The organism is Flavobacterium sp., assembly GCF_021151785.1.
In the GTDB taxonomy this organism is placed as follows: Bacteria; Bacteroidota; Bacteroidia; order Flavobacteriales; family Flavobacteriaceae; genus Flavobacterium.
Genome location: NZ_JAGKWP010000148.1, coordinates 1 through 3979, shown reverse-complemented (window position 1 = coordinate 3979; position 3979 = coordinate 1). Strand labels below are relative to the sequence as shown.

The 3979-nt window shown below is 30.9% G+C and carries 5 protein-coding genes; all 5 read left to right on the top strand.

Annotation, left to right across the window (positions count from 1 at the left end; genetic code table 11):
* A partial coding sequence (locus tag QZ824_RS10945; RefSeq protein WP_291276053.1) for a hypothetical protein occupies positions 1–478 on the top strand: 478 nt, incomplete at its 5' end.
* A gap of 68 nt (positions 479–546) precedes the next feature.
* Complete coding sequence (locus QZ824_RS10940; protein ID WP_291276052.1) at positions 547–801, top strand: autorepressor SdpR family transcription factor; 255 nt, start codon at positions 547–549, stop codon at positions 799–801.
* Positions 802–804: 3 nt separating this feature from the next.
* A complete protein-coding gene (locus QZ824_RS10935) occupies positions 805–1446 on the top strand; it encodes an SdpI family protein (protein ID WP_291276051.1) in 642 nt (213 codons plus the stop codon).
* A 42-nt stretch (positions 1447–1488) separates the two neighbouring features.
* Positions 1489–2802, top strand: a complete 1314-nt coding sequence (locus QZ824_RS10930) for a serine hydrolase domain-containing protein (RefSeq protein ID WP_291276050.1) — start codon at positions 1489–1491, stop codon at positions 2800–2802.
* An 82-nt stretch (positions 2803–2884) separates the two neighbouring features.
* The coding region (gene lpxB, locus QZ824_RS10925; RefSeq protein ID WP_291276049.1) for a lipid-A-disaccharide synthase at positions 2885–3979 on the top strand (1095 nt) is incomplete at its 3' end.

The window sequence follows — 3979 nt, the reverse complement described above, 5'->3', positions numbered from 1 at the left end:
AGATGATATTTACTCAATAACCATTTTCGCAATAGACAGAAAAAATGCTTATAATTTTTCCGATACTTGGGCAAACACATTAAAAAGGTTTAATGGATGGGCACAAAAAGTTTCAACAGAATTAAATTCATCTACTGGTTGGGAAACTTTTGAAAACACAAATTTTCTTAATACAGATTACGAAGATTTAGATAGTGAATTTACTCAAACTGAAAAAATTCAAACAAAGCATAATATCCAAGAATTAAAATCAAAAATTAAACTTCTAAATTTACCCGAGGATAGATTAAAAACAATAGAAAGTAAGCTAGATACTCTTTCTGTAAAAGTTGATGATCTAAATAAATTTGATTGGAAATCACTCTTTATTGGAACAATAGCAAGTCTAATAATGACATCTATAATTCCTCAAGAACTAAATGGAATATTATGGGAATATATTAAAAGTTCTTTCAACAATTTAAAAATAAGCGGATAAAATATTTTAAAAATTCATTTTGCCATTTCAAAACATATTTAGACATTTGTCTAAATATATAAATTCATATGAATGCAATTTTCAAAGCCTTAAACGACGAAACTAGAAGAGACATTTTAGAATTACTTCGTAAACAAGAAATGACGGCTGGCGACATTGCAAATCAATTTCATATTTCAAAACCTAGTATTTCACATCACTTAGACATATTAAAACGAGCCGATTTAGTAACCAGTGAAAAAAAAGGACAATTCGTAGTTTATTCTTTAAACACAACAATTGTTGAAGATATTTTAAAATGGATGATTACACTAAAAAAATAAGATATGGAAAAATTTAAAAAAGAAATTCCGTTTATAGCAGTTGCGTTGATACCTTTTATCTACTTAGGATATGTTTGGAATCGTTTACCTGAAGAAGTTCCTATGCATTGGAATGGTGCTGGAGAAATTGATCGGTATGGCGATAAAAAAGAATTAGTTGCTTCATTATTTATGCTAGTTGGAATCACCTATTTTGTTTTTCTAATTATTCCATATATTGATCCAAAACAAAAATTACAAAACATGGGGAATAAACTAAACAGCCTAAGAATGATTCTAACCCTATTTATGTCAGGTTTAAGTGTTTTTATTCTGTATAGCGTTCAACAAAAAAACAGCAATCCTGGTTTTATATTTGCCATTATTGGTTTGCTTTTTGCCTTCTTGGGTAATTATTTCAAAACAATAAAACCAAATTATTTCATTGGAATAAAAACACCTTGGACGTTAGAAAACGAGGAAGTATGGAAAAAAACACATACATTAGGGGGAAAACTATGGTTTGTAGGCGGACTTTTAATGTCACTCACTTTTATATTGCCCAATAAAATTCAATTCTATACTTTTATAGGGATAGTTTCCGTTATAACAATTATTCCTATTGTATACTCATATTTGGAATTCAAAAAAATTAAAAATCAGTAACAAAATTAACATTTTACTACTCATTAGCAAAACAGAAATAACATGAAAAAATCCGTTCTTTTAGTAGTCGCACTATTAGTCACTTCATTCAGCTTTAGCCAAGATGAACGACTAACCAAAATTGATGAATTTTTAAGTTATTTATTTGAAAACGACAAATTTATGGGTTCACTAGTCATTCGAAAAGGAGATTCTTTAATTTTCAAAGAAGCCTATGGATTCTATGAAGCCAATCGTGGATTACGAGCAAATGGAAATACAAAGTATAAAATTGGATCAGTTACAAAAACGTTTACCGCTACTATGATCATGCAATTGGTTGAAGCTAAAAAATTACGCTTAGAAACAAGAATCAGTCGCTTCTTCCCCAAAATTGCTATGGCTAGTTATATATCCGTAAATGATTTATTACAGCAACGTTCTGGCATAATGGATTATGTAAATGCTGATGAAACTTTTAAAGAAAAATTAATAACGGGTGAATCTCGAGAAGATTTATTAGAACGAATTGCGGATTATGACGCCATTTTTGAACCTGGAACTAAGCATATGTACAGCAATACGAATTACTACTTATTAGGTTGTATCATAGAAAACATAACAAAGAAGTCCTATGCCGAAAATTTAAAAGAATTGATTGTTGACAAAATTGGACTAAAAAACACATATTATACCACTGAAAAAACAGATGTAAGTAAACGTGAAAGCTATTCTTATTTACACAATGGTTCAACTTGGGAACAATTTCCTGAATGGGATAACTCAGTAGCTTTTGCTTCAGGAGGAATAATTTCTACACCAGATGACCTATCTCTTTTTATCTCGAGTCTATTTAGCGGAAAATTAGTAAGCCCAGCAAGCCTTGATCAAATGAAAAAGATAAAAGATGGCTATGGTATGGGATTAATGCAGTTCCCTTTTGGAGAAAGACGTTTTTTTGGTCATAATGGTAAAATTGAAAATTTTAATGCCGTTGTAGGCTATTACCCAAAAGAGAAATTAAGTATCGCATTAATTTCTAATGCAGATGTATACAACCAAAACGATATTATGCTTGGCATTTTAAGTATGTATTATAAAATGCCTTTCCCTTTTCCAGAATTTACTAAGTTAGATCCTGATGAAATTAAACCCTTACTAGGCGTCTACAACTCAGATGATTTACCTCTACAAATTGTAATTAAAGAGAAAAATGGCGAATTAATTGCACAAGCTACAGGACAGACTCCTTTTCCATTGACTTATTTCAAAGATACCACATTTGTTTTCCAAAGCGCAGGTATAGAAATCACTTTTGGTCTAGACTCCTTTGTTTTAAAACAAGCGGGAATGAAATATAAGTATACGAAGAATTAATGTTTGATTACCTTTTGAAAAAAAACTAACTTTGAAAACTTTCCAAACGATGGAAGGTTTTCTTTTTTTAAATTGAGTCATAATGAAATACTACATCATAGCAGGAGAAGCCTCAGGCGATTTACACGGTTCCAATTTAATGAAAGCAATCTATCATGAAGATGCCTCAGCGGAAATTCGGTTTTGGGGTGGCGATTTAATGCAAGCTGTAGGAGGAACATTAGTGAAACATTACCGTGACTTAGCTTTTATGGGTTTTGTGGAAGTAGTATTAAATTTAAAAACCATTTTAAACAATATCAAAGTCTGTAAAGCAGATATTCTTCTCTTTCAACCTGATGTAATAATCTACATTGATTATCCAGGTTTCAATATGCGAATTGCTGAATGGGCAAAAAAATTAGGATTTCAAAACCATTATTACATTTCTCCTCAAATCTGGGCTTGGAAAGAAGGTCGAATTAAGGCTATTAAACGCGATGTGGATTATATGTATGTTATTCTTCCGTTTGAAAAAGATTTTTACGAAAAAAAACATCAATTCCCTGTTGAATTTGTAGGCCATCCTTTGATTGATGCCATTGCTGGAAGAACCAAAAAATCTTTTGAAACTTTTATTATAGAAAATCAACTAGAGAACAAACCCATAATTGCACTTTTACCAGGAAGTAGAAAACAAGAAATTGCTAAGATGCTATCTATTATGTTGTCTATTATAGATGACTTTAAAGACTATCAGTTTGTAATTGCTGGTGCACCAAGCCAAGATTTTGAATTTTACCAACAATTTTTAACCACACAAAACGTAAAATTCATCTCTAATAAAACCTATGACTTATTGAGTGTAGCGCACGCCGCCTTAGTCACCTCAGGGACAGCAACTTTAGAAACGGCTTTATTTAAAGTTCCACAAGTGGTTTGTTATAAAGGAAGTTGGATTTCATATCAAATTGCCAAACGAATTATTACATTAAAATACATTTCCTTGGTTAACCTTATTATGGACAAAACTGTTGTCACAGAATTAATCCAAGAGGAACTTAATCCAAAAAATCTAAAATCCGAATTAAATAAAATTATTTCTGGCACCACTAGAAATGAAATTTTATTAGACTATGAAGCATTAGAACAAAAATTAGGTGGAACTGGCGCTAGTAAAAAAACTGCTGTATTAATT